The sequence below is a fragment of the Roseovarius atlanticus genome, from assembly GCF_019802205.1.
Taxonomy (GTDB): domain Bacteria; phylum Pseudomonadota; class Alphaproteobacteria; order Rhodobacterales; family Rhodobacteraceae; genus Roseovarius; species Roseovarius atlanticus_A.
This window is the reverse complement of the sequence record NZ_JAHVHQ010000004.1, coordinates 596,663-618,972: the sequence shown is the minus strand read 5'-3', so window position 1 is coordinate 618,972 and position 22,310 is coordinate 596,663. Positions and strand designations below refer to the sequence as shown.

The 22,310-nt window shown below is 65.9% G+C and carries 24 protein-coding genes; 11 read left to right on the top strand and 13 right to left on the bottom strand.

Annotated features, from left to right (window positions below; genetic code table 11):
- Window positions 1–165: 165 nt before the first annotated feature.
- Window positions 166–1,509, bottom strand: coding sequence for a replication-associated recombination protein A (locus KUV49_RS19720; protein ID WP_222452615.1), 1,344 nt, complete (start codon window positions 1,507–1,509; stop codon window positions 166–168).
- Window positions 1,510–1,511: 2 nt separating this feature from the next.
- Window positions 1,512–2,897, bottom strand: coding sequence for a trypsin-like peptidase domain-containing protein (locus KUV49_RS19715; protein WP_222452614.1), 1,386 nt, complete (start codon window positions 2,895–2,897; stop codon window positions 1,512–1,514).
- A 302-nt stretch (window positions 2,898–3,199) separates the two neighbouring features.
- Here KUV49_RS19715 and KUV49_RS19710 point away from each other — a divergent pair, with 302 nt between their 5' ends.
- Together KUV49_RS19710 and KUV49_RS19705 are read left to right on the top strand one after the other, a co-directional pair.
- Window positions 3,200–3,445, top strand: a complete 246-nt coding sequence (locus KUV49_RS19710; RefSeq protein ID WP_222452613.1) for a hypothetical protein — start codon at window positions 3,200–3,202, stop codon at window positions 3,443–3,445.
- Window positions 3,438–3,893: a host attachment family protein gene (locus tag KUV49_RS19705; RefSeq protein WP_222452612.1), complete on the top strand. Its 456-nt coding sequence runs from the start codon at window positions 3,438–3,440 to the stop codon at window positions 3,891–3,893. Before KUV49_RS19710 ends, KUV49_RS19705 begins: the two co-directional genes overlap by 8 nt.
- Before the next feature lie 83 nt (window positions 3,894–3,976).
- Here KUV49_RS19705 and rplQ read toward each other — a convergent pair whose 3' ends face one another.
- The 8 genes from rplQ to KUV49_RS19665 all read right to left on the bottom strand — a co-directional run bounded on the left by rplQ (window position 3,977) and on the right by KUV49_RS19665 (window position 9,946).
- Entirely contained in the window at window positions 3,977–4,405 is a 429-nt protein-coding gene (rplQ, locus tag KUV49_RS19700) for a 50S ribosomal protein L17 (protein ID WP_222452611.1), read from the bottom strand.
- 200 nt (window positions 4,406–4,605) lie between these two features.
- Window positions 4,606–5,622 carry a DNA-directed RNA polymerase subunit alpha gene (locus KUV49_RS19695; RefSeq protein ID WP_152493527.1) on the bottom strand — a complete coding sequence of 339 codons (1,017 nt, stop codon included), beginning with the start codon at window positions 5,620–5,622 and terminating at the stop codon, window positions 4,606–4,608.
- Window positions 5,623–5,740: 118 nt separating this feature from the next.
- Window positions 5,741–6,130, bottom strand: a complete 390-nt coding sequence (rpsK, locus tag KUV49_RS19690) for a 30S ribosomal protein S11 (RefSeq protein WP_007817184.1) — start codon at window positions 6,128–6,130, stop codon at window positions 5,741–5,743.
- A 15-nt stretch (window positions 6,131–6,145) separates the two neighbouring features.
- Window positions 6,146–6,514, bottom strand: coding sequence for a 30S ribosomal protein S13 (rpsM, locus tag KUV49_RS19685; protein ID WP_057795022.1), 369 nt, complete (start codon window positions 6,512–6,514; stop codon window positions 6,146–6,148).
- 261 nt (window positions 6,515–6,775) lie between these two features.
- Entirely contained in the window at window positions 6,776–7,420 is a 645-nt protein-coding gene (locus tag KUV49_RS19680) for an adenylate kinase (protein WP_222452610.1), read from the bottom strand.
- The gene (secY, locus tag KUV49_RS19675; RefSeq protein WP_222452609.1) at window positions 7,417–8,781 is read right to left on the bottom strand and encodes a preprotein translocase subunit SecY; all 1,365 of its coding nucleotides are present in this window, start codon (window positions 8,779–8,781) and stop codon (window positions 7,417–7,419) included. The genes KUV49_RS19680 and secY overlap by 4 nt, the downstream gene beginning before the upstream one ends.
- Before the next feature lie 109 nt (window positions 8,782–8,890).
- Window positions 8,891–9,364 carry a 50S ribosomal protein L15 gene (rplO, locus tag KUV49_RS19670; RefSeq protein ID WP_222452608.1) on the bottom strand — a complete coding sequence of 158 codons (474 nt, stop codon included), beginning with the start codon at window positions 9,362–9,364 and terminating at the stop codon, window positions 8,891–8,893.
- Between the two features lie 159 nt (window positions 9,365–9,523).
- Window positions 9,524–9,946, bottom strand: a complete 423-nt coding sequence (locus KUV49_RS19665) for a response regulator (protein WP_222452607.1) — start codon at window positions 9,944–9,946, stop codon at window positions 9,524–9,526.
- Window positions 9,947–10,193: 247 nt separating this feature from the next.
- On the opposite strand from KUV49_RS19665, the gene KUV49_RS19660 reads away from it, so the two are divergent.
- Entirely contained in the window at window positions 10,194–10,427 is a 234-nt protein-coding gene (locus KUV49_RS19660; protein WP_222452606.1) for a hypothetical protein, read from the top strand.
- Window positions 10,428–10,520: 93 nt separating this feature from the next.
- On the opposite strand, the gene KUV49_RS19655 is transcribed toward KUV49_RS19660, so the two are convergent.
- Complete coding sequence (locus KUV49_RS19655) at window positions 10,521–11,564, bottom strand: Hint domain-containing protein (RefSeq protein WP_222452605.1); 1,044 nt, start codon at window positions 11,562–11,564, stop codon at window positions 10,521–10,523.
- A gap of 152 nt (window positions 11,565–11,716) precedes the next feature.
- Window positions 11,717–12,478, bottom strand: coding sequence for an IclR family transcriptional regulator (locus KUV49_RS19650; RefSeq protein ID WP_222452604.1), 762 nt, complete (start codon window positions 12,476–12,478; stop codon window positions 11,717–11,719).
- A 143-nt stretch (window positions 12,479–12,621) separates the two neighbouring features.
- On the opposite strand from KUV49_RS19650, the gene KUV49_RS19645 reads away from it, so the two are divergent.
- The 8 genes from KUV49_RS19645 (at window position 12,622) to KUV49_RS19610 (ending at window position 21,910) form a co-directional block, all read left to right on the top strand.
- Entirely contained in the window at window positions 12,622–14,142 is a 1,521-nt protein-coding gene (locus KUV49_RS19645; protein WP_222452603.1) for an ABC transporter substrate-binding protein, read from the top strand.
- Between the two features lie 109 nt (window positions 14,143–14,251).
- Entirely contained in the window at window positions 14,252–15,169 is a 918-nt protein-coding gene (locus KUV49_RS19640; protein WP_222452602.1) for an ABC transporter permease, read from the top strand.
- 1 nt (window position 15,170) lies between these two features.
- The gene (locus KUV49_RS19635) at window positions 15,171–16,067 is read left to right on the top strand and encodes an ABC transporter permease (protein ID WP_152493537.1); all 897 of its coding nucleotides are present in this window, start codon (window positions 15,171–15,173) and stop codon (window positions 16,065–16,067) included.
- Window positions 16,068–16,071: 4 nt separating this feature from the next.
- A complete protein-coding gene (locus tag KUV49_RS19630) occupies window positions 16,072–17,067 on the top strand; it encodes an ABC transporter ATP-binding protein (protein WP_222452601.1) in 996 nt (331 codons plus the stop codon).
- The gene (locus KUV49_RS19625; RefSeq protein WP_222452600.1) at window positions 17,064–18,047 is read left to right on the top strand and encodes an ABC transporter ATP-binding protein; all 984 of its coding nucleotides are present in this window, start codon (window positions 17,064–17,066) and stop codon (window positions 18,045–18,047) included. The genes KUV49_RS19630 and KUV49_RS19625 overlap by 4 nt, the downstream gene beginning before the upstream one ends.
- Entirely contained in the window at window positions 18,044–19,612 is a 1,569-nt protein-coding gene (locus KUV49_RS19620; protein WP_222452599.1) for a gamma-glutamyltransferase, read from the top strand. The genes KUV49_RS19625 and KUV49_RS19620 overlap by 4 nt, the downstream gene beginning before the upstream one ends.
- On the top strand, window positions 19,609–21,000 hold the full coding sequence (locus KUV49_RS19615; RefSeq protein WP_222452598.1) for a M20 family metallopeptidase: 1,392 nt from the start codon (window positions 19,609–19,611) through the stop codon (window positions 20,998–21,000). The genes KUV49_RS19620 and KUV49_RS19615 overlap by 4 nt, the downstream gene beginning before the upstream one ends.
- Before the next feature lie 316 nt (window positions 21,001–21,316).
- Entirely contained in the window at window positions 21,317–21,910 is a 594-nt protein-coding gene (locus tag KUV49_RS19610) for a hypothetical protein (protein ID WP_222452597.1), read from the top strand.
- Between the two features lie 9 nt (window positions 21,911–21,919).
- Here the strand turns inward: KUV49_RS19610 and KUV49_RS19605 are convergent, their stop codons facing one another.
- Window positions 21,920–22,303: an ectoine synthase gene (locus KUV49_RS19605; protein WP_222452596.1), complete on the bottom strand. Its 384-nt coding sequence runs from the start codon at window positions 22,301–22,303 to the stop codon at window positions 21,920–21,922.
- Window positions 22,304–22,310 lie beyond the last annotated feature (7 nt).

Below are 22,310 nucleotides of genomic sequence, written 5' to 3'. Positions count from 1 at the left end.
CTTCATATGCCGCATCACGAAATTTTTTCGCACGTTCAATTCACTAGCCAGCACTGTTGAACCGCTTGCTTTAAAGGGGTTTCCGCGGCTCGGGCCCGTCGCCGGGCCGACTGTTCAAAAAACGACATATCCGCGCAGCCCGACCGGCGGCGGCGCGGGAATCGTCTAGTGTTCCGCGTCGTCCTTGCGCGCCCGCAGCCTGGCGAAATAGGCCACCCGCTTGCCCAGTTCCCGCTCGAACCCGCGCTCGACCGGCTTGTAAAGCTCGGGCCGCTCCATCGTGTCGGGGAAATAGTTCTGCCCCGAAAACGCGTCCTCGGCATCGTGGTCATAGGCATAGCCCGCGCCGTAGCCCTGTTCCTTCATCAGCCCGGTGGGCGCGTTCAGGATATGCTTGGGCGGCGGCTCGCTGCCGGTCTTCTTGGCGGCCTTCATCGCCGCCTTGTAGGCCACGTAGGCCGCGTTCGACTTGGGCGCCAGCGCCAGGTAGGTGACCGCCTGTGCCAGCGCCAGATCCCCTTCCGGGCTGCCCAGCCGCTCGTAGGTCTCCCACGATTGCAGGCAGACCGCCTGCGCCTGCGGATCGGCCAGGCCGATATCCTCCACCGCCATCCGGGTGATCCGCCGCGCCAGGTACCGCGGGTCCTCGCCTCCGTCCAGCATCCGCGCCAGCCAGTAGAGCGCGGCATCCGGGTCCGACCCGCGCACCGACTTGTGCAGCGCCGAGATCAGGTTGTAATGCGCGTCGCCGGACTTGTCGTACTGCGCCGCCCGCTTCATCAGCCGCGCGGTCAGGGCGTTCGTGTCCAGCTTCTTGTCGGTCTTCCACGCCGCCACCTGCTCGATCAGGTTCAAGAGCGCCCGCCCGTCCCCGTCCGCCATCTCCAGCAACGCCTCGCGCGCCGCGCCGTCCAGCGGCAGCGTCCGGTCCAGCTCCTTCTCCGCGCGTTGCGCCAGCCGCTCCAGCTCCGCCAGGGTCAGCCGCTCCAGCACCAGGACCTGCGACCGGCTCAGCAAGGCCGCGTTCAATTCGAAACTCGGGTTCTCCGTGGTGGCCCCCACCAGCAGGATCGTCCCGTCCTCCATATGCGGCAGGAACCCGTCCTGCTGCGCCTTGTTGAAGCGGTGGATCTCGTCGACGAACAGCAGCGTCCCCTGCCCGTTGGCCCGCCGGTGCTTGGCCGCGTCGAACACCTTGCGCAGCTCCGGCACCCCGGAAAAGATCGCGCTGATCTGCACGAAATGCAGGTCGGTCTCGTCCGCCAGAAGCCGCGCGATGGTGGTCTTGCCCACCCCGGGCGGTCCCCAGAAGACCAGCGATGTCAGGCTGCCCGAGGCCAGCATCACCCCCAGGGGGCCATCCGGCCCGATCACCTTGTCCTGCCCGATCACCTCGGACAGCGCGCGGGGCCGCAGCCGGTCCGCCAGCGGCCGCGGCGCGCTGTCATGCGCCTTGTCGTCCCTTACGTCCGGTTTGGCTTCGGGGCCGGTATCGAACAGATCGCCCATGGCTACAGCCTGAACCGCAGCGTGCTGCGCTGCGTGCCCCGCTGCACATCCAGGCTCAGCCAGCGCCCGCTCGCCTCCAGCAGAGGCTCCACCATGCCGGGTTCCTCGACGGTCACGCCGTTGATCCCGCGCAATATGTCCCCCTGCCGCAACCCGGCCCGCAACCCCGCGCGCCCCGGCTCCAGAACGACGACACCCTCCGCCATCAGCGGCAGGCCCAGCTCGGCGATCACGGCGGGGTTGATATTGCCCAGCACCATCCCCGGTATCACGCTCCGCGCGCCCGTCTCGGTCACCTCCCGCGGCGGCACCTCCGGCGCGGCCCCCAGCCGCAGGACCACGTCCTCGGCCTCCCCGTTGCGCACCCGCGTCACCCGCGTCTCGCCGTCGATCCCGACAACCGACATCCGGTAAATCATCTCGGGCGCCGCATTCACCGCCTGCCCGTCCACCGCCGTGATCACGTCGCCCGGCGCAAACCCCGCTTCGGCAAAGGGGCTTGCGGGATGCAGCTGCGAAATGATGATCCCGCCCGGCACGCCCAGGCCCATGCCCTCGGCCATGTCCGCCGTCACCGGCTGGCCGGAAATCCCCGCCCAGGGCCGCTCGAACGCGGTATTGCCCGCCTGCGCCTGGGCCACGAACTGCGCCACAAGCGCCGCCGGAATGGCAAAGCCGATCCCGTTCGACCCGCCCGACCGGCTCAGGATCCGCGTGTTGATGCCCACCAGCCGGCCCTCTATGTCCACCAGCGCCCCACCCGAATTGCCCGGGTTGATCGGCGCGTCGGTCTGGATGAAATACCCCCGCGCATTGCCCGTCGCCGCGCCCGACCGCGCCAGCCCCGACACGATCCCGCTGGTCACCGTCTGGCCCACGCCAAAGGGGTTGCCGATCGCCAGCACCAGCTCGCCCACCTCGACCGTGTCACTGTCGCGCAGCTCCAGCGCCGGCATCCCTTCCGCGCCGTCCAGCTTCAGCACCGCAAGGTCGCTCTCCTCGTCGGCCAGCAGCACCCGCGCCTCGAATTCCCGCCGGTCGTTCAGCACCACGCGGATGTCCGTGGCCATCCCCACCACGTGGTAGTTCGACACCACGATCCCGTCCGCGCTCAGGATCACCCCCGACCCCAGCGAGTTCTCCACCCGCTGCCTCGGCCCGCCGAAATCGCGAAAGAACTCGTCGAAGAACGGATCGCCCCGGAACGGGCTCGACCGCGTGTTCACCACCCGCCGCGCATAGATGTTGACCACCGCGGGGGCGGCCTCCTTCACCACGGGCACGAAGCCCATGCCGATCTCGCCGCGGCTCTCGGGCACGCGCATCTCCGCCCCCGCCGGCACCGCCAGCGTCACGGACAGGACAAGGGCACAGATCCATCTCACCATGCCCCCGATATGCGCCCCCCGCGCCCTTGATGCAAGCACGTCAAGACAGGCACCGCCCCTGCTCTTCCTCTGGCCACAAATATCCCAAAGCGTTCTGCCCCTATCACGTGTTCCGGGATAGGGGCAGAACGCCCGCAACGTACGAAGGTCGTACCGCGATTTTCCGAAAGTGGCTTCGCCAGTCTTTCGAAAAACGCTTCGGGGAGCGCGAGGGGCTGGCCCCTCGCTCCCGTCCTCACAGCCCGCACCGCCCGATGGAACCCCCCGCCCCACCCGGCGTTTCCAGACAGGAGGTTCAAACCATGGCAGAGAGATACAGATCGAAGGACGGCAAAAGCGAAACCGAAGAGTTCGTTGACGACGTCCCCACCCCAGACCAGCAAGGCCGCGCCCAGGGCAACCTGGAACGCAAGGTCGGCACCCGCGACTCGCTGAAGCGGACAAAAAGCGAGGGCGCCGGCGCGACCCGCGTCACCAAGGAAGACGAAAAGGGCGAAGGCAATCTCGGCGGCCATCACGGCACCGGCAAGGAGAAACGCGATGACTGAACTCAAGCAAGGCACCTGGGTCGTGGTGACCGACAGTGAAAAGGCGCTCTTCCTGCGCAACCTCACCGACCACCAGGACCCCAATTTCGAGGTCATGGACACCGAGGAACAGGAAAACCCCTCTGATATCGAGCAATCGGCCAACCGCCCCGGCCGCATGCAGGACACCGGGGTGCAGCAGATGTCGGCCCTGGACGACACCGACTGGCACGAACTGCAGAAGGAGCGCTTCGCGTCGGACCTGTCGGACATCCTCTACGCCGCGGCGCACAAGGGCGAATTCGACCGCCTGATCCTCGTTGCCGCGCCCAAGGTGCTGGGCCACCTGCGCGACGACATGCACAAGGAGGTCACCTCCAAGGTGGTCAGCGAGATCCCCAAGAACCTCGCGGGCCATCCCGTCGACGAGATCGAGAAGCTGGTCAAGAAAGAGCTCGAAAGCGCCTGACCGCGCCCCGGGCCCCTTCGGGAACGAAAAACGCCGCCGGACACTTCCGGCGGCGTTTCTGATTCAGTCAAGAGGAACGGGGCTTATGCCTCGTCGTCCCCCTCCATGTCCTCGGCGGCGACGCGGGCCTTGTCGGCGGCGCCCTTCGCGTCGCGGTCGCGCTCGACGAATTCGATGATCGCCATCGGCGCCATGTCGCCATAGCGGAAGCCGGCCTTCAGCACGCGGACATACCCGCCCTGGCGCTCCTTGTAGCGCGGGCCCAGCACGTCGAACAGCTTGGCGACATGCATGTCCTGCTTCAGTTGCGCGGCGGCCTGGCGGCGGGCATGAACGTCCCCGCGCTTGCCCAGCGTGACCAGCTTTTCGACGACCCGCTTCAGCTCTTTCGCTTTCGGCAGGGTGGTCTTGATCTGTTCGTGTTCAATCAGCGAGCCGGCCATGTTCGCCCACAGCGCCTTGCGGTGCTCGTGGGTACGGTTCAGGCGGCGATAGCCTCGTGCGTGACGCATGTTTCTTACTCCGTTTGTTGCCCTCTACGGGCGGTTTTGCTTTGTCCGGCCGGCGATGCGTGTCACCGGCTCTCCTTGGGGCCTGTCCCGGGCTTGACCCGGGACCTCGACCCGATTTCGCACCGACCCACCCCGGACCTGATCCGGGGCCTTTTGGCCGGGAGATCCCGGATCAAGTCCGGGATTTGAAGATCAATTCTTCAGAATTGATCTTCGAACTTCTTCGCCAGGTCCTCGATGTTGTCCGGCGGCCAGTCCTCGACATCCATGCCCAGGTGCAGGCCCATGCCCGACAGCACTTCCTTGATCTCGTTCAAGGACTTGCGGCCGAAGTTCGGCGTGCGCAGCATCTCGGCTTCGGTCTTCTGAATGAGGTCGCCGATATAGACGATGTTGTCGTTCTTCAGGCAGTTCGCCGACCGCACCGACAATTCCAGCTCGTCCACCTTCTTCAGCAGAAGCGGGTTGAACTCCAGCCCGTCGTCGTCGTCCTGACGCTGCGCCGATTCCGGCTCCTCGAAGTTCACGAAGATCGACAGCTGGTCCTGCAGGATGCGCGCGGCAAAGGCCACGGCGTCCTCGGGCGTGATCGATCCGTCCGTGGTCAGCTTCATGGTCAGCTTGTCATAGTCCAGAACCTGGCCCTCGCGGGTGGGCTGCACGTCATAGCTGACCTTGACGACCGGCGAATAGATCGCGTCGATGGCAATCAGGCCAATGGGCGCGTCTTCCGGCTTGTTCTTGTCGGCGGCGACATAGCCCTTGCCCTGGTTCACGGTCAATTCCATGAACAGGTCCGCGCCCTCGTCGAGGTGGCAGATCACGTGTTCCTTGTTCAGGATCTCGATGCCCGCGCTGTCGGCGATGTCGCCGGCGGTCACCACGCCCGGCCCCTTGGCCGAGATCGACAGGCGCTTGGGCCCCTCGACATCCATGCGGATCGCGACACCCTTGAGGTTCAGCACCACGTCTGTCACGTCTTCGCGGACACCGGCGATGCTGGAAAACTCGTGCAGCACGTTGTCGATCTGCACGCTGGTGATCGCCGCGCCCTGAAGGCTCGACAACAGCACGCGGCGCAGCGCGTTGCCCATGGTCAGGCCAAAGCCGCGCTCCAGCGGTTCCGCCACGACGGTCGCCTGGCGCAGCGGGTCGTTGCCCGGCTTCACCTCAAGCTGCGTCGGCTTGATCAATTCTGCCCAGTTCTTATGGATCATGCGGTCCCTCCATCCTTGTCCCTGGCCCCATGTCCATAGGCCTCTGAGACGCTCGAGGTTTCAAAATAACGGAAATGGGGCCGTGAAAACTCACGCGGCCCCATCCAAAAAGTCGGTCTCAGACCCGGCGACGCTTCGGCGGGCGGCAACCGTTGTGGGCAATCGGCGTCACGTCGCGGATCGACGTGATGTTGAAGCCGACGGCAGCCAGGGCGCGCAGCGCGCTCTCGCGGCCCGACCCGGGCCCCTGCACTTCGACTTCCAGCGTCTTCATGCCGTGTTCCTGCGCCTTGCGGCCGGCATCTTCGGCGGCCATCTGGGCGGCATAGGGCGTCGACTTGCGCGACCCCTTGAAGCCCATCGTGCCGGCCGAGGACCACGCGATCGCGTTGCCCTGCACGTCCGAGATCAGGATCTTGGTGTTGTTGAACGAGCTGTTCACATGCGCCACGCCCGTGGCGATGTTCTTCGAGACCTTTTTCTTGGTCCGGCGGGTATCTCGTGCCATTGGTTCTGCCCTCCCTTACTTCTTCTTGCCGGCGATGGGTTTCGCCGGGCCTTTGCGGGTGCGCGCATTGGTATGCGTGCGCTGACCGCGGACGGGAAGGTTGCGGCGATGGCGCAGGCCGCGGTAGCAGCCAAGGTCCATCAGGCGCTTGATGTTCATCTGCACTTCGCGGCGCAGGTCGCCTTCGACCATGTAGTTGGCGTCGATATGCTCGCGCATGGCGACCACTTCGGTGTCGCTCAGCTCGTTGACCCGGCGGGTCAGGTCGATATTGACGGCTTCGCAGATGGCCTTGGCCGAGGATTGGCCGATTCCGGTGATGTAGGTCAGGGCGATCGGGACCCGCTTGTGGGTCGGGATGTTAACGCCGGCGATACGTGCCACGTGTCATGTCCTTTCGTTGCGGGTCCGTAACGCCAGACCCTTTTTTCACAACGTAGGCCCGAGGCGATTGCTCCGGGCCGCAGCTGAATTCAGGTGATCGATTCTCGGGCGGGCGCGACCCGCGCGGGAATCATGTTCTCGTCAGAGATGGTGTCGTCTAGAAGCAAACGCCCGAGGCGTCAACCCTCTGTCAAGAGAATTGTGCCTGTCGGCGAAATCCCAAGGAATAAAGGCTCTTCAGCAGGGCCGCGCAGATGGCGCTCAGCCCTTGAGCGCCCCCGCGATGCGGGCCTTGACCTCGTCGATCTCGCCCAGCCCGTCGATCGTCTCCAGGTCGCCCTTGGCGTAGTAATACCCGATCAGCGGCGAGGTCTTCTTGTAGTATTCCATCAGCCGCTGCTTGAGGCTGTCTTCGTTGTCGTCCGACCGCCGCTTGACCTCGGTCGAGCCGCAATTGGCGCATTTGCCATCCTCGGGCCAGGGCTTGGTGATGTCGTTGTAGACCGCGCCGCAATTGCCGCAGGTCGAGCGCGCGGTGATGCGCTGTACCAGCGCCTCGTCATCCACCCGCATTTCCACCACCGCATCCAGCGTCTGCCCGGTCTCGGCCAGCAGTTCGGCCAGCGCATCGGCCTGGGCCAGCGTCCGCGGAAACCCGTCGAAGATGAAGCCGCCGCCATTCTCGCCGTTGATCTTCTCGCGGATCAGGCCGATCACGATATCGTCCGTCACAAGGTCGCCACGGGCCATCACGTCGGCCACGACCTTGCCCATCTCGGTGCCGCTGTCCTTGGCCTCGCGCAGCATGTCGCCGGTCGATAGCTGGGTCATGCCCCGCTCCTCGACCAGGATATGTGCTTGCGTGCCTTTACCGGCCCCCGGCGGTCCGAGAAGTATGATATTCATCGACGTCCTGTCCCTTTTCTGCGCGACCGTTTACGGCCCTTGCCGCTCAACTGCGACTTTTCGATCAGGCCCTCGTACTGGTGCGCCAGAAGATGCGACTGGACCTGCTGGATCGTGTCCATGGTCACCGATACCACGATCAGGACCGAAGTGCCGCCAAAATAGAAAGGAATGGAAAACTGTCCACGCAGGATCTCCGGAAGGAGACAAACTGCCGCAAGGTAAGCCGAACCCAGCACCAGGATCCGCGTCACCACGTATTCCAGGTATTCCGCCGTCTTCTTGCCGGGCCGGATGCCGGGCACGAACCCGTTCTGGTTCTTCAGGTTGTCGGCCACGTCATCGGGCTTGAACGCCACGTTGTAGGTGTAGAAATAGGCGAAGAACACGATCATCCCGGTGAAGAACACCAGGTAGAGCGGCTGCCCGGGTCCGAAATAGGCCAGCAGGGTCGACATGAACGGCCCGGTGTCGCTGCCTGAGAAGGTGCTGACCGTGGCCGGCAACAGCAGCAGCGACGAGGCGAAGATCGCCGGGATCACGCCCGCCGGGTTCACCTTCACGGGCAGGTGGCTCGACCCGCCGTCATAGACCTTCATCCCCACCTGGCGGCGCGGATACTGGATGTGGATCTTCCGCAGGCTGCGCTCCATGAACACCACGAAGGCGATGGTCGCCACGACCATCACGATCACCCCGATGATCACCGCCGGGCTGATCGCGCCCGACCGGCCGCTGGCAAAGAACTGCGCCAGCGCGGCGGGAACCTCGGCGATGATGCCCACGAAGATGATCAGCGAAATACCGTTGCCCACGCCCCGCGCGGTGATCTGCTCGCCCAGCCACATCAGGAACATCGTGCCGCCCACCAGCGTGATCATGCAGCTCGCGATGAAGAAGAACCCGGGGTTCGACGCCAGGTCGCCCGCCTGCAACGACGCGGCCAGGCCATAGGATTGCAGCGTCGCCAGGAACACCGTGCCATAGCGGGTGTACTGGTTGATCTTCTTGCGCCCCTGCTCGCCCTCTTTCTTCAACTGCTCCAGCGACGGCACCATCGCCGTCATCAGCTGCACGATGATCGAGGCCGAGATATAGGGCATGATCCCCAGCGCAAAGACGCCCATCCGTCCCAATGCGCCGCCGGTGAACATCGACAGCATCCCGCCGATCGACGATGCCGCGCCTTCCATGAAGTTGCGCAGCTCTGCCCCGTCGATGCCCGGCACCGGGATATACGTCCCGATCCGGTAGACGATAAGCAGGCCGATGGTGAAGAAGATGCGCTTGCGAAGCTCGGTGGCCTTGCCCAGGGCGGACCAGCTCGTGTTCGCCGCCATTTGTTCTGCTGCAGATACCATGCGGATCTCTTTTTTATGCAAACGCCGCCCAGGCCGTTTTCCGGCCAGGCGGCGTTTATAAGGAAAACTAGGGGTGTATGTAAGGGGCGGGACGCCCGCTCACAACCTCTTATTCAGCCGCCTGTGCGCTGGCCACGTTCAGCGACCCGCCCGCTTTTTCAACCGCTTCGACGGCCGATTTCGACGCGCCGGTCACGGTCAGCGTCAGCTTGGACGACACCTCGCCCTTGGCCAGGACGCGCACGCCGTCCAGCTTGCGGCGCACCAGGCCGCTTTCCACCAGCGTGTCCTCGGTGATGGCCTGGCCGGCGTCGATCTTCTTGGCGTCGATGAACTTCTGGATCATGCCCAGGTTCACGACGGCGAATTTCTTGCGGTTGGGCTTGTTGAAGCCGCGCTTGGGCAGCCGCTGATACAGCGGCATCTGGCCGCCTTCATAGCCGTTGATCGCCACGCCCGAACGGGATTTCTGACCCTTGATACCACGGCCGGCGGTCTTGCCCATGCCGGAACCGGGGCCACGGCCCACGCGTTTCTTGCGTTTCGTCGCGCCTTCGTTGTCGCGCAGTTCATGCAGTTTCATATCGCTTCTCCTAAGCCGGATGTGACCCCCGAAGCGATGGGGCCAACCACGGCATGTCTTGGTTCATGTGAATCGGGTCATGTCTGACCACCGGGGGCGTATAGACCCGTTGCGCCGGTCGATCAAGGGGGCTCGGTCGTCCTGCCCGCCCCGCGCCCGTCAGGCCTCTTGCGGCTTGCGCGACACGAGGTTCGACAGGCAGGCCGAAAGCTCGCGCGCGGTAAACGGTTTTTCCACGACCGGCCCGGTATAGCCCATGTCGCGCACCGTATCCTCGCTATGCGCGGTCACCAGCAGATAGGGAATGCGCAGCTTCTCCATCGCCGCCACCAGCGGGCGACAGCTGTGCCCGCCCAGATCGACGTCGATCAACGCGCAGTCGATCTGCCGCGACCGCGTCTCGACAAAGGTCATGGCCGATTTCAGATCGGTGGGCGCGCCCACCACGGCAAAGCCGCCGTCATCGAGCGTCCCCTCGATATCGGTGCGGATCAGAACGTCGTCCTCGACCACCAGGACGCGCCACTCCGATCCGGGCGCTTTCGCAAGGTCGCGCGCGCTGGCCGGTGCGGGGTCAGTCATACCCCCCAACTCGCCGGCCGCGTTCGAATGGTCGGGATCAGGTCGAAAGGTCTGTGTGTAGGATCGCGTTGTCATACGTCATCATATAAGGACCAGCTCAATATATCATAATGATTTCACTGCCCTATAATGCTCACACCACTCAACACACTCATTATGAGTAAGTTGTTGAATCCAGGGCGCGCCATCTGGTATCACTGCATCTTGCGAATGGTCTTCGGCCTGACATCCCGTGGTGGAGCACCTCATGCCCGATTCCGGCTCTAAACGACTGGAAAGACTGCAAGTCATGATCTCCGAAGAGGAGCTCAAGGCGCTGGACGACTGGCGTTTCAAGTCCCACATGCCCAGCCGCGCCGCCGCCGTGCGCGAACTGCTGAAGCGCGGACTTGCGGCCGAAGGCTACTTTTCCATCGCCGGCGACGGCTTTTCGTCGCGCGATTTCGGCGTGATTTCCTCGAAACCGGACAAGTCCCCGTAGGGTGGGTGACAACCCACCGCCCGTCGGGTGAAAACCCTCCGCCCGTCGGGTGAAACCCCACCGCGCCGGGAGACAAGCACGCCACCGCCACCTTCAGCCGAAGGCGCGGTGGTTCTTCACATGCCGATCCACCAGCCGCCGCCCGCGCCCTCCCGTCACGAACAGCCGCGCCGGAACGTCCTGCCCGGCGATCGGGCCGGCACCGGGCATGGCCAGACCGGCGCTATGCGCAGTATTCAGCGCCTTCATCGCCTCCTGCCCGCGATAGAGGCTCTCGGCGCCGATCCCGTTGGCCCGAAGCACCTCGTGCCGGTCCATCACCACATGGTAATACTCGACCCCTCCCTCGCGCATGTCCACCGCGACGCCCGCCACACCCAGCAGGAGCTTGGCCGGCAACAGCACCTCGGTCTGGCCGAACATGCGGTGCGCGATTTTCGAGCGGACGAGGATGCGATGCTGCGGCGACACCACCAGGTCCTCCACCGGCAGCCCCGGCCCCAGCGCCCCTGTCGCGATGCGGATCGGGCGCACATGCGGGTTGCGCGCCAGCGTCGCGGCGCTCAGCGCGTGACGCTCGATGGCCCGCACCGGCTGCGGTCCGTGGTCGGCGGTCAGCACCAGGTCTCCCGCTGCCAGCGCCTCCACGGCAACCTCCGCCCCCGGCGACACCGCCGCGATCCGCGTGCCCGCGGCAAAGCAGACCACGTTCACGGCGTCGTCGGCGGTGCCGATCACAGCCGCGTCGTTGGCGTGCACATCGGTGATCCCGCCGGTCGTCACCGACTGGACATTGAGGGCGCCATAACTGTCGTTGGGCAGGATGAAATACCGCGTCGTGCCCCCGCTCGACACGGTCAGGAACACCACGTCGAGGTTGCTTTCATGCTGCGGGCCGAAGGTGCTCGTGCTGCCGTCGCCGCGCAGGAAACTGCCCGAGGTCGACGGCTCCTGGATCAAGTCGATGGTATAGGTCGTCCCGCCGATGGTGATCAGGTCGCCCGTGTCGAACTCCCCGTCGTCCAGATCCGTCCCGCTGGCGCCGTCCACCACGCCAAGTATGGTCCCATCCGCGGTCGAATAGGTCGTGTTCGCACTGATACTGGTGACCTCGATCAGGTCATGGATCGTCGCCATCGCCCGAATGCCTCCGCGTTCGCACCGCGCGCGGGCAAGCGGCGCATCGCTGGCCGGCCCGGTGCTGCAGCGTCCACGTCTTAACGTGCTGTGATGAAGGAAGGCTTAATCCGGCCCGGCCGCGCAGGGCGCCGGGCGGGTCCGCGCCAGGCTCAGCCCAGTATGCCCGCCGCCGTGTCCAGGACATGCGGCAGGAACTGCTCCAGCACCTGCCTTTCGTCGAACGTGATGCCGGAGATCGACACCTGCACCGCCCCATGGGCATGGCCCTCGTTGCCCCGCACCGGGGCGGCCAGGCTGATTTCGTTCAACAGCATCTGGTCGCGCGTGATGCAGTACCCGTCCGTCCGCGCCGCCTTGATGCTGCGGGCGATCTCGGCACGGTCCATCACGGTCTTTTCCGTGCCCTGCACCAGCGGCCAGGTGGCACAGGCCGCCTCGATCTCCGCGTCGCTCCTGGTGGCCAGCATCACCCGCCCCGAGGCGGTGTTCAGCGCCGGCAGCCGCCGCCCCACGATACTGGCGGCGAAATGCGTCCGCTGGTTGGGCAGCCGCAGCGAATAGATGATGTGATCCCCCGACATCTGCGCCAGGTTCACCGTCTCGCCCCTCGCCCGGCTGAACTCGATCAGCTTGGGCAGGGCACGGGCGATCACCGGGTCGGACCAGTAATAGGCATAGGCCAGTTCCAGCCACGCGTGGCTCGGGCGGTAGAGGCGCGATTTCGGGTCGCGCTCCAGCATCCCCTCCACGTGCAGCGTGTGCGCCATCCGCTGCACCGCGCTCTTCTCCAGCCCGGTGCGCGCCACCAGGTCCGTGAGCGACAGCGCGACGTGTGATTCGTCGAACGCCCGCAGGATCTGCAGCCCCCGTGCCAGCGTGCTGGCGTAAAGGCTATCCCGCTTCTTTTCCATGCTTTTCCTCCCGCTGCGGCTGTACCGGCCCGGCCGGATACACCCGGCTCTTGACGTCAACCCGCTCCCCATTGCTATACTGATCAAATAACAATCGGCAATATCAAATAATGATAACTGCCATAACGCAACAGGGAGTCCCCATGCTCGGAAAGACCACAACCACCGCACCCCTCCTCGCCTCGGTCCTGGCGGCCGGCGTGGCCATGCCTGCCCTCGCCGACAAGGCCTCGGGCACGCTCAACGTCGCCTTCACCAAGGAGCTGGAGAATGTCGACAGCTACTTCAACTCGTCGCGCGAGGGCGTCGTGCTGCAACGCGCCATCTGGGACGGGCTGATCTACCGCGACCCCGAAACCAACGAATATGTCGGCAACCTCGCCACCGACTGGGAGTGGATCGACGACACCACGCTGGAATTCAAGCTGCGCGAGGGCGTCACCTTCCACAACGGCGAGGCGTTCAACGCCGATGACGTGGTCTACACGGTCAACTTCGTCGCCAAGGAAGAAAGCGGCGTGAAGACCCAGCGTAACGTCAACTGGATGGAATCGGCCGAGAAGATCGACGAGTACACCGTCCGCATCAACCTCAAGGACAAGTTCCCGGCGGCGATCGAGTTCCTGTCCGGCCCGGTCTCGATGTACCCCGATGAATATTACGCCGAGGCCGGCCCCTCCGGCATGGGGCTCAAGCCCGTCGGCACCGGCCCCTACAAGGCGGTCGAGGTCACGCCGGGCCAGCATTTCGTGCTCGAGGCCAACGAGAACTACCACGACAGCCCCAAGGGCCAGCCCGAGATCGAAAAGATCGACATCCGCACCATTCCGGACGTGAACACCCAGATGGCCGAGCTTTTCTCCGGTTCGCTCGACCTGATCTGGCAGGTGCCCGCCGACCAGGCCAACAAGCTGGCCACGATGGACCAGTTCACCGTCGCCAATGAATCGACCATGCGCGTGGGCTACCTGCAGATGGATGCCGCCGGCCGCTCGGGCGAGAACCCGTTCACCAACAAGCTGGTGCGCGAGGCGGTCAACTACGCCATCAACCGCCAGGAACTGGTCGATGCCCTGCTGCAAGGCGCGTCCAAGGTGGTCTACACGCCCTGCTTCCCCAGCCAGTTCGGCTGCAACCAGGATGTGACCGAGTACGAGTACGACCCCGAAAAGGCCGAGGAACTGCTAGCCGAGGCCGGATACCCCGATGGCTTCACCGTCGATTTCTACGCCTACCGCGATCGTCAGTACGCCGAGGCGATCACCTCGTACCTGAACGCCGTGGGCATCCAGACAAACTTCAACATGCTGCAATACTCGGCCCTGCGCGAACTCAACATGAAGGGCGAGGTGCCGATCTCGTTCCAGACCTGGGGCAGCTACTCGATCAACGACGCCTCCGCGATGGTCAGCCAGTTCTTCAAGCACGGCTCGCTCGACAGCACGCGCGACGACCAGGTGCTCGAATGGCTGAACACCGCCGACAGCTCGACCGACCCGGACGAGCGGGTGGAATACTACACCAAGGCCCTGCAGCGCATCACCGAAGAGGCCTACTGGGCGCCGATGTTCACCTACAACACCAACTACGTGTTCAAGGATGAAGTCAGCTACACGCCCACGCCCGACGAGGTGCTGCGCTTCGTCGACATGAGCTGGAACTGATACAGCCCAAGGTGAGGGGCCGGCCCCGGCCCCTCGCCCGCCCGACCTTCAAGCCAAGCTTTCCCTTTCCCCGCAACGCGCATCCGGCGCGTCACGCAAAAGGTCCGCCATGCTCACATTCATACTGAAACGTCTCGGACTGGCGGTGCTGGTCGCCTTCACGGTCAGCTTCATCAGCTTCTCGCTGCTGTTTCTGTCCGGAGATCCCGCCGCGGCGCTGGCCGGGGAAACCGCCAGCGGCGAGGATGTCGAGGCGCTGCGCCGCCTCTACGGCTTCGACCGCCCGATGCTGGTGCAATACGGCGACTGGCTGTTCTCGGCGCTCCAGGGGGATTTCGGCGAAAGCTACTATTTCAAGCTGCCCGTCGCCAGCCTGATTGCCGAGCGCCTCCAGGTCACCATGACCCTGGGCGTCTGCGGCATCCTCTTCGCGCTGATCACCGCCGTGCCGCTGGGCGTGGTCGCGGCGATCCGGCCCAACTCGATCATCGACCGCTTGGCGCTGTTCCTGTCGGTCGCAGGCCAGGCGATGCCGTCCTTCTGGTTCGGCCTGATCCTGATCGTGATCTTCGCCATCCAGCTTGGCATGCTGCCGCCCTCCGGCGCCGACAGCTGGCGGCACTTCATCATGCCCACCATCGTGCTGGGCTATTACGCCATGCCCGCCATCATGCGCCTGACGCGCGCGGGCATGCTGGACGTGCTGAACTCCGACTATATCCGCACCGCTCGGGCCAAGGGGGCGGGCGAATCCCGCGTGCTCTTCAAGCACGCGCTGCGCAACGCCATCATCCCCGTGGTCAGCCTCGCCGCCGTGCAGATGGGCTTCATGCTGGGCGGCTCGATCGTGGTCGAAAGCGTCTTCGCCTTGCATGGCGCGGGCTATCTCGCGTGGGAAAGCATCGCCCGCAACGACCTGCCCACCGTGCAGGCGCTGATCCTCGTCTTCTCGATGTTCTACATCGTCTTCACGTTCCTCGCCGACGTCCTGAACGCCTGGCTGGACCCCAGAATGCGGAGTGCCTGACGTGACCGATACGACCGATCCACTCTCGCGCGAAATCCAGGGGCCGTCGCCCCGGCAGATGCTCAAGGCCCGCGCCCTGTCGCACCGGGGGCTGATCTTCGGCATGGTCGTGGTGGGCCTGCTGGTGCTGGTGGCGATCTTCGCACCGCTGCTGGCCCCGCACGATCCCTACGCCCAAAGCCTTATGAAGCGGATGGTTCCCCCGGTCTTCATGGGCGGCACGTGGGAACATCCCCTGGGCACCGACCACCTGGGCCGGGACTACCTGTCGCGGCTGATCTACGGCGCGCGCGTGTCGCTGCTGATCGGCGCGGTCGCGGCGCTGATCTCGGGCTTCATCGGCACCGCGATGGGCGTCGCCGCCGGCTATTTCGGCGGCAAGGTCGACACCGTCGTGACCTTCCTGATCAACGTGCGCCTCGCCATGCCGGTCGTGCTGGTGGCGCTGGCGGTGGTGGCCATCCTGGGCGGCTCGCTCACCGTGGTGATCTGCGTGCTGGGCCTTTTGCTGTGGGACCGTTTCGCGGTCGTCATGCGCGCCTCCACGCTTCAGATCAGCCGGCGCGATTACGTGGCCGCCGCGCAGGTCATCGGTGCCTCAACCCCGCGCATCGTCCTGACCGAGATCATGCCCAACGTCTTCAACAACCTCATCGTGATCGTGACGCTGGAAATGGCCCACGCCATCCTGCTGGAAGCCGCGCTCAGCTTCCTCGGCCTGGGCGTCCAGCCGCCGATCCCCTCCTGGGGCCTGATGGTGTCCGAGGGCAAGAACATGATGCTGTTCGAGCCGTGGCTGGTGCTGATCCCCGGCGCCGTGCTCTTCGCGCTCGTGCTGGCGATCAACCTCATGGGCGACGGCCTGCGCGACGTCACCGCCCCCGAAGGACGGAGCTGACGACATGTCCGACACACTCCTTTCCGTGAAGAACCTCACGCTCGACATCCCCACCGGCAGCGGCACGCTGCACGCGGTGCGCGGCATCGACTTCGAGATGAAGCGCGGCGAAACCCTCTCCATCGTCGGCGAAAGCGGCTCGGGCAAGTCGCTGACCTCGCTGGCGGTGATGGGCCTTCTGGGCAAGTCGATCAAGCGCTCGGCGGACGAGATCCGCTATGACGACATCGACCTTCTGAAAGCGAATAACCGCGTCATGCGCGACCTGCGCGGCAACCGCATCGCCATGATCTTCCAGGAGCCGATGACCTCGCTCAACCCGGCCTACACCATCGGCGACCAGCTGATGGAAACCCTGCTGCTGCACCGCAAGGTCAGCAAGTCCAAGGCCCGCGCCCGCGCCGTGGAACTCCTGGAAAAGGTCGGCATCACCGCCGCCGAAAGCCGCCTGTCGCAATATCCGCACCAGCTGTCGGGCGGCTTGCGGCAACGCGTGATGATCGCGATGGCCCTGATGTGCGAACCCGACCTTCTGATTGCGGACGAGCCCACCACCGCGCTCGACGTGACCATCCAGGCCCAGATCCTGCGCCTCCTGGTCGACCTCACGCGCGAGATGAACATGGCGATGATCCTGATCACCCACGACCTCGGCGTCGTGGCCCGCGTGGCCGACAAGGTGGCGGTGATGTATGCCGGCGAACTGGTCGAGACCGGCCCGGCCGAGGCCGTCTTCGCCACGCCCAGCCATCCCTATACCCGCGGCCTGCTGCGCTGTATCCCGCAACCGGGCAAGACCGAACGCGGCGCGGCGCTCGGCACCATCGCCGGCATCGTGCCCTCGCTGGTGGGCGACGTCACCGGCTGCGCCTTCCGCACCCGCTGTCCCCATGCCGTGCCCGCCTGCCGCGAGGCCATTCCCCTGCGCGGCACCGACAATCACGACTTCCGCTGCGTCCACGCCGATGGCGCCCTCTCCAAGGAAGGAGACGCCGCATGAGCGACATCCTCACCCTCGACCGCGTCAAGAAGACCTACAGCGTCAAGCAGGGCCTCTTCGGCAAGCGCAAGCCGCTCTCGGCGGTCAACGAGGTCACGCTTTCGATCCGCAAGGGCGAGGTGCTGGGCCTCGTCGGCGAATCCGGCTGCGGCAAGTCCACCCTCGCCAAGCTGCTGCTCGGCCTCGAAAAACCGACCGAGGGCAATGTCCTCGTCGAAGGCGAGAACATGCAGGATCTCGACCGCCGCGCCCTCGCCGGACGGCTTCAGCCGATCTTCCAGGATCCCTATTCCTCTCTCAACCCGCGCAAGTCGATCTACGACCTGATATCTCTGCCCCTGCGCGTGCACCGCATCGGCGACGCCGCCAGCCAGCGCAAGGCGGTCGAGGACATCCTCGACACGGTCGGCCTGCCCGCCCGCGTCATCAACACCTATCCCAGCCAGATGTCCGGCGGCCAGCGTCAGCGCGTGGCCATCGCCCGCGCCCTGGTGATGAAGCCCGAGATGGTCATCTGCGACGAACCCACCTCGGCGCTCGACGTGTCGGTCCAAAGCCAGATCCTCAACCTGCTGGCCGATCTGCGCCGCGACCTCGGGCTGACCTACCTCTTCATCTCGCACGACCTCGCGGTGGTCGAACACCTCGCCACCCGCGTCGCGGTGATGTATCTCGGACGCATCGTCGAGGAGGCCCCCGTGGCCGACCTCTTCGAGCGCCCCCGCCACCCCTACACCCAGGCGCTGCTCAGCTCGGTCCTGACGCCCGACCCGACGCAGGGCGTGCCCGAAACCTCACTCGGCACCGCCTATCCCAACCCGATCGACCCGCCCTCGGGCTGCGCCTTCCACCCGCGCTGCCCGCACGCCACCGCGCATTGCGCGGCCCAGGCGCCCCGGCCCCTGCAAACCGAAACCGGGCTGGTCGAATGCCACCTGCACGACCCGGAAAGCCCGATCTACCAGAAAGGCGCGGCATGAGCGCATTGTCCCGAACCCAGAGGGTCGCCAAGCACGTCATCGAAACCCCCGGCGGCGTCGTCGCCGCCCAGCACCGCCTGGCGGCCGAGGCGGGCGCCGAAGCCCTGCGCGCGGGCGGCGACGCGGTCGATGCCGCCGTCGCGACCTCCTTTGCCATCGGCGTGCTGGAACCGTGGATGAGCGGCCCCGCCGGCGGCGGCGCGGCGCTCCACTGGCGCGCCGACACCGGCGAGGCGGTGGCGATCAACTTCGGCATGCGCTCGCCCCGCGGGCTCGACGTGGCCGACTATCCCCTGTCCGGCGAAGGCAAATCCGACGACCTTTTCCCGTGGGAACGGGTCGTCGAGGACCGCAATGTCGAAGGCGCCAAAGCCATCGCCGTGCCCGGCGTCGTGGACGGGATGGGCCAGGCCCACGGGCGATGGGGCCGCCTGCCCTGGGCCGACCTTCTGGCGCCGGCCATCGCCCACGCCCGCGAGGGGATGCTGGTCGACTGGTACGCCGCGCTCCTGATCGCCTCGGTCGCGCGCAACCTCGCCGCCGACCCCGACGCCGCCGCGCTCTTTCTCGACGACGGCACCTGGCCCAAGGGCTCGGGCTGGACCGCGATCCCCGACAACCGGCTCGACCAGACATCCATGGCCGGCATGCTGGAGGCGCTGGCCCACGGCGGCCCCCGCAGCTTCTACGATGGCGATATCGCCCACACCCTTGCGGGCGACGTTCAGGCCAAGGGCGGCAGCCTCGCCACGGGCGACCTCGCGGGCTACCGCGCCTGGATGGGGGACGCGCAACGCGTGCCCTACCGCGACGCGCTCTTTCACGTCATGCCCGGCCTCACCGCCGGTCCCACCTTCGCCCGCGTGATGGAACAGCTTGGCGATCAGGACCTCTCCACCCCCGAACGCGCCTTCGCGGCCTATGCGGGCGCCCTCGACCGCGCCTATGCCGAGCGGCTGGGCAAGATGGGCGATACCGGCGAAGTGCCCGAGGCTCCCGGCTGCACCACGCATTTCTCGGTCGTCGACCGCGCCGGCAACATGGTCGCCAACACCCAGACCCTGCTGTCGATCTTCGGCAGCCGCGTGGTCTCGCCCTCGACCGGCCTTCTGATGAACAACGGCATCATGTGGTTTGACCCAGAACAGGGCAAACCCAACTCGCTGGCCCCGGACAAGGCCTGCCTGATGAATGTCTGTCCCATCCTCGGCCACCACGGCCCGCGCCACTTCGCGCTCGGCGCCTCGGGCGGGCGCAAGATCGTCTCGGCGGTTTCTCAGATGGCCTCGTTCATCACCGACCGCGGCGCGGATATCGAGGGCGCATTTCACGCCCCCCGCATCGACGTCTCGGGCGGGGGCACCGCCATCGCCGACGATACCCTGCCCGCCTCGGTGCTGTCGGCCATCGAACAGGTGATGCCGGTGCAGACCACCCGGCGCACCGTCCTGCCCTATGCCTTTGCCTGTCCCGCCGGCGTCATGCGCCATGACGCCGTGAACACGGGATGTACCGAAATCATGTCACCCTGGGGTGACGCAGTCCTGGAAGAAGACCCTGAATGACCCGCGACACCGCCATCTCCAACGCCACCCAGTATTTCGACGCCGGCACGTTCCAGTCCGACCTTGCGACCCTGGTGTCCTTCCGCAGCGAAAGCCAGAACCCCGCCCCCGAGGCCCGCGCCGAGGCGCAGCGCTACCTGGTCGAGGCGATGCAGCCCCGGCTTCAGGCGTTGGGCTTTGACTGCGAGATCGTCGACAACCCCAACCCCAAGGGCGGGCCTCTCCTGCTGGGCGAACGGGTCGAGGGCGACGACCTGCCCACGGTCCTGACCTATGGCCACGGCGACACCGTGCTGGGGCAGGACGACATGTGGCGCGACGGGCTGCAGCCCTGGCAGATCACCGAAGAAGGCGACCGCCTTTACGGGCGCGGCACCGCCGACAACAAGAGCCAGCACCTGATCAACATCGCCGCGCTCGAATCCGTTCTCGCCGCGCGCGGCAGCCTCGGCTTCAACACCCGCATCGTCATCGAGATGAGCGAAGAGGTCGGCTCGGTCGGCCTGCCCGAGATCTTCCGCACCTACAAGGACCGGCTGACGGCGGATGTGCTGATCGCCTCCGACGGCCCGCGCCTGCAACCCGAGGTGCCCACCATGTTCATGGGTTCGCGCGGCGGCGCCACCTTCGACCTCGTGGTCGAAACCCACGAAGGCGCGCACCATTCCGGCAACTGGGGCGGCCTGCTGGCGGATCCGGCGATGATCCTCGCCCACGCGCTGGCCTGCATTACCGATGCGCGCGGCCAGATCAAGGTGCCCGAATGGCGCCCCGACAGCCTGACCGACACCGTCCGCGAGGCCCTGCGCGACCTGCCCGTTCAGGGCGGCGAAGGCCCCGATGTCGATCCCGACTGGGGCGAGGAAAGCCTCACCCCCGCCGAGCGCGTCTTCGGCTGGAACAGCTTTGCCGTGCTCGCCATGGTCTCCGGCGTGCCCGACGCGCCGGTCAACGCGATTTCCGGTTGGGCGCGGGCCACCTGCCAGCTGCGCTTCGTCGTCGGCACCGATCCTCAGGATGTGGTCCCCGCCCTGCGCCGCCACCTCGACGGGCACGGCTTCGACCGGGTCCAGATCCGCCCCCACGACCGTGGCTTCTTCGCCGCCACCCGGCTCGACCCCACCCACCCCTGGGCGCAGTTCGTCGGCCAGTCGATCCGCGAGACCTCGGGCAAGCTGCACGTCCTGCCCAACCTCGCCGGCTCGCTGCCCAACGACAGCTTCACCGATATCCTCGAGGTGCCCACGATCTGGGTGCCGCACTCCTATCGCGGCTGCTCGCAACACGCGCCCAACGAACACGTCCTGAAATCCGTCTGCCAGGATGCGCTGCGGGTGATGGCGGGCGTGTTCTGGGACATCGGCGAAAAGCAGACACCGGGCCGCTGACCCAAGCGCGGACGGGTGTTGCGCGCGCGTTGCCTTAACGGCGCGGTCACCCCTCCGGCGGGCCGGCGCACGATGCCCTAACGCCGCGTTCACCCCTCCGGCGGGCCGGCGCACGATGCCCTAACGCCGCGGTCACCCCTCCGGCGGGCCAGCGCGCGATGCCTTAACGCCCGCGATCCGCGAGAATCGCACCGTCGCGATACCGCCCGGATACCGACGCAAGACCGACGTGCCGTTTTGGCGAGTCGCGGCCTCCTTAACCTTTGGCGCGCGGCTTGCCTTTGCCCTGCGCGCCGGCCGAGGCTACATTACCCCCATGCGTCTCGTTCTCGCCCTTCTGGCCCTGATGCCCCTGGCCGCACTGGCCTCCGACCGTCCTGACCCGGGCCTGATGTGGAACCGCACGGGCCTGCCCCTGGTCTTTCCCCTGCAAGTGAAAACCGCGTCCGGCGCGGATTATTTGGTCACCCTCACAAACACCGACACAGATGAGCCGGCCCTTGCCGCCTATATCCGTGGCGGCACGTTCTTTCGCGTGCTCGTACCCCCCGGCACCTTCCGGCTCCGCTTCGATTACGGCACCGGCTGGGACAGCGAAGAAGAGCGGTTCGCCGACCAGCGGAGCTTTCGCCTGAAAGAGCCGCTCACCTTCGAGACCCGCGGCATCGGGCGCAAGGCAGGGCACCTCGTGGATCTCACGGACATGGACCTGGGCCAGGACACCGCCCTTGCGCCGCAGGTGCGCGAACAGGTCTACTGCCAGGTGTCCCGCACCGAGATCACGCCGAATTGCCCCCTGGGCGACGACACCTGCGAACGGCGTGAAAAATCAGACGGTTACACCTCGCCCTACGACATCGCCCCGCGCTACGACTACGCCCGCGAAAGCTATACGCGCCTTTGCGACTGACGTCATCGGTCATTCCGGCTCGGGCGCCGTCTCGGCCTTGTTCTGATCCTCGCGCCCCGTCAGCGCAGGCGTGAAGATGCAGATGAACCGCAGGTTCGTCTCCGCCCGCACGATATGCGGATCGTTCTGGTCCAGCACGTACATCACGCCCGGCTCCAGCGGCCAGATCTCGCCGGTGGTCTCGTTCTCCACCTCGCCCTTGCCCTCGATGCAGTAATTGACCTCGATGTGCTCCTTGTATTCCAGCAGCTGCACCGTCCCGGCCTTCACGATCGTGTCGTGAAACGAGTACCCCAGGTCGTCGCGGGCCAGCAAAAGCCGCCTGCTTTCAAAGGTCTCGCCCTTGGCGTGGTCCTCTGTACCAATCACGTCTTCCAACGTTTTAACGAACATCCTTTGT

What these genes read in the sequence shown, in the direction of transcription:
- KUV49_RS19720 (WP_222452615.1), bottom strand. Translation starts at nt 1,509, where the DNA reads ATGGGCGATCTGTTCGATACCGGCCCCGAAGCCAAACCGGACGTAAGG.
- KUV49_RS19715 (WP_222452614.1), bottom strand. Translation starts at nt 2,897, where the DNA reads ATGGTGAGATGGATCTGTGCCCTTGTCCTGTCCGTGACGCTGGCGGTG.
- KUV49_RS19710 (WP_222452613.1), top strand. Translation starts at nt 3,200, where the DNA reads ATGGCAGAGAGATACAGATCGAAGGACGGCAAAAGCGAAACCGAAGAG.
- KUV49_RS19705 (WP_222452612.1), top strand. Translation starts at nt 3,438, where the DNA reads ATGACTGAACTCAAGCAAGGCACCTGGGTCGTGGTGACCGACAGTGAA.
- rplQ (WP_222452611.1), bottom strand. Translation starts at nt 4,405, where the DNA reads ATGCGTCACGCACGAGGCTATCGCCGCCTGAACCGTACCCACGAGCAC.
- KUV49_RS19695 (WP_152493527.1), bottom strand. Translation starts at nt 5,622, where the DNA reads ATGATCCATAAGAACTGGGCAGAATTGATCAAGCCGACGCAGCTTGAG.
- rpsK (WP_007817184.1), bottom strand. Translation starts at nt 6,130, where the DNA reads ATGGCACGAGATACCCGCCGGACCAAGAAAAAGGTCTCGAAGAACATC.
- KUV49_RS19680 (WP_222452610.1), bottom strand. Translation starts at nt 7,420, where the DNA reads ATGAATATCATACTTCTCGGACCGCCGGGGGCCGGTAAAGGCACGCAA.
- secY (WP_222452609.1), bottom strand. Translation starts at nt 8,781, where the DNA reads ATGGTATCTGCAGCAGAACAAATGGCGGCGAACACGAGCTGGTCCGCC.
- rplO (WP_222452608.1), bottom strand. Translation starts at nt 9,364, where the DNA reads ATGAAACTGCATGAACTGCGCGACAACGAAGGCGCGACGAAACGCAAG.
- KUV49_RS19665 (WP_222452607.1), bottom strand. Translation starts at nt 9,946, where the DNA reads ATGACTGACCCCGCACCGGCCAGCGCGCGCGACCTTGCGAAAGCGCCC.
- KUV49_RS19660 (WP_222452606.1), top strand. Translation starts at nt 10,194, where the DNA reads ATGCCCGATTCCGGCTCTAAACGACTGGAAAGACTGCAAGTCATGATC.
- KUV49_RS19655 (WP_222452605.1), bottom strand. Translation starts at nt 11,564, where the DNA reads ATGGCGACGATCCATGACCTGATCGAGGTCACCAGTATCAGTGCGAAC.
- KUV49_RS19650 (WP_222452604.1), bottom strand. Translation starts at nt 12,478, where the DNA reads ATGGAAAAGAAGCGGGATAGCCTTTACGCCAGCACGCTGGCACGGGGG.
- KUV49_RS19645 (WP_222452603.1), top strand. Translation starts at nt 12,622, where the DNA reads ATGCTCGGAAAGACCACAACCACCGCACCCCTCCTCGCCTCGGTCCTG.
- KUV49_RS19640 (WP_222452602.1), top strand. Translation starts at nt 14,252, where the DNA reads ATGCTCACATTCATACTGAAACGTCTCGGACTGGCGGTGCTGGTCGCC.
- KUV49_RS19630 (WP_222452601.1), top strand. Translation starts at nt 16,072, where the DNA reads ATGTCCGACACACTCCTTTCCGTGAAGAACCTCACGCTCGACATCCCC.
- KUV49_RS19625 (WP_222452600.1), top strand. Translation starts at nt 17,064, where the DNA reads ATGAGCGACATCCTCACCCTCGACCGCGTCAAGAAGACCTACAGCGTC.
- KUV49_RS19620 (WP_222452599.1), top strand. Translation starts at nt 18,044, where the DNA reads ATGAGCGCATTGTCCCGAACCCAGAGGGTCGCCAAGCACGTCATCGAA.
- KUV49_RS19615 (WP_222452598.1), top strand. Translation starts at nt 19,609, where the DNA reads ATGACCCGCGACACCGCCATCTCCAACGCCACCCAGTATTTCGACGCC.
- KUV49_RS19610 (WP_222452597.1), top strand. Translation starts at nt 21,317, where the DNA reads ATGCGTCTCGTTCTCGCCCTTCTGGCCCTGATGCCCCTGGCCGCACTG.
- KUV49_RS19605 (WP_222452596.1), bottom strand. Translation starts at nt 22,303, where the DNA reads ATGTTCGTTAAAACGTTGGAAGACGTGATTGGTACAGAGGACCACGCC.